This is a genomic window from Pedobacter sp. (genome assembly GCF_045628745.1).
GTDB lineage: Bacteria > Bacteroidota > Bacteroidia > Sphingobacteriales > Sphingobacteriaceae > Pedobacter.
In genome coordinates, this window is sequence record NZ_JAZQPU010000431.1 from 1 (window position 1) to 1,862 (window position 1,862).

Here is a 1,862-nt window from a genome sequence, read left to right on the forward strand (position 1 = left end):
TTTTGTCCCTGTAGGTAAACAGACAGGTTTTTAATGTGCAATTTCTGGCTGATTTCTCTGCTCAGGCTATAACGCAAACTTACATTTTGCAAGCGAGCATAAGTAGCATCTTCATAGGCACCCGTGCTTTCTCTAAACAAAGATTGTCTACCAATATTTCCAAAGTCTGTACTCAATTTAGGAACATTCGTTACATCACCAGGTTGCTGCCAACGATCTAACCATAACGTAGATCCGTTAACACCATAAAAACCAACAGCAAATAAGGTCTGCCCTAATTCAGATTGTGCTTTACGCTTAGTAAAGCTGAAAGTGAAGTCTAAACTCAGCTGTTTGTAGCTAAACGTATTTTGGAAACCACCGAAATACTTAGGTGTGAGGTCTATAAACGCTGTCTTATCATCATTGTTTAATTCATACGTAAAGTCGCCAGTTTCTCCATTGGCTTTGGTAAAATTGTAATAGCCTGTTTCAGGATTAACCCCATTATATTTGTATACGCGTACCCCACTCACAGATTGGTTTAGTACGTAGTTAGAGAAGGACAAGCGCTGTGTAGGCAATTTCAGTATTTTACTCTTCTGAAAGGAAATATTGAAACGGCTAGACCAGCTGAAATTTTTGCTTTTAATATTTACAGAATTCATTTCTATTTCTGTACCCGTATTTCGGATCTTTGCATCAGAATTTACAACCTGACCTGAAAAACCGGTAGTAAATGGCAAGGCCATATCCACCAACTGATTTCGAGCCTCGTTTTGGTAATAGCTTACATTAGTATTAATACGGTTATTTAGAAAACCTAATTCAAGCGCAATTTCAGAATTCCTATTTCGTTCCCAATTGAGGTATGGATTGGTGAGATTGCCTGGTGATAATGCGCTGGCACCGCCATATTGACCGGTTACCGTTTCATAAACACTTAAATATAGGAAATCTTTAATTGCATCACCTCCTACTACCCCGCTACTGGCACGTAGTTTACCAAAGCTGAACCAAGGCAGGTTATCCTTAAACAGGTTTTCTTCACTGAAGATCCAGGCAACCGCGGCAGAACCAAAGTTCCCAAACCGGCGACCAGGTCCAAACTTGATTGAACCATCACGGCGGGTGTTGATATCAATTACATATTTATTATCCCATACAAAATTAATCAAGCCGTACATACCGATAGAACGATATTCATTAAGTGTATATGACTGCGTAATGGAATTACCAGTTGCAGGATTAAGGATCAATCCATCAGTTGCAAAACCAGTACCCGTTATACTACTTGAGTGCTTCAATTGGCGGTTAATCTCCCCACCAAGTTTAAAGCTCAGGTCACATTTTTTAGCAATATTGGTGCGGTATTCACCATAAGGAGAAATGGTTAAGGATCTGTTATTGTATTCACTGAAGGCACCCACCCGCTTGCTTGCTATGTTTGCTTCTGCAGGATTGAAAACAGTAGATGGAGTACCCACGTGCTCTGTTCCACTCAGGCTATTATAGCCAAAGATGGTTTTTAAAATTACCTTATTGATTGGTTTATAAACAAAGGTAAGGTTACTGGTTAGGTTATCTGTTTTATTCTCATATAGCCGGTTGATATTTGCTACCGATTTAGAACCATTGATGTCCGTTCCAATAGATTCCCAATCAAGGCTGCCATCTGCGTTAAACGCTGTCGGTGCATTAGGTGGAGTTGTTCCTATTGAAGAAAAATCATAAGGAACCATGGTATTTTTTGATGCCATGTATTTACCAGACAAAGAAACCTGCAATTTATCATTTGCTGAACGGGTGTTCAACGAAAAATTGATGGATCCGTCGCTGTTTTTCCCTTTATGGCGTTGTATGTTTCCCATATCACGGAAACT

General features: G+C 39.6%; 1 protein-coding gene. It reads right to left on the reverse strand.

What is annotated here, in order from left to right; genetic code table 11:
* On the reverse strand, positions 1-1,850 hold a 1,850-nt coding region (locus ACR2F7_RS15730; protein ID WP_432714495.1), incomplete at its 3' end, for a TonB-dependent receptor domain-containing protein.
* Positions 1,851-1,862 lie beyond the last annotated feature (12 nt).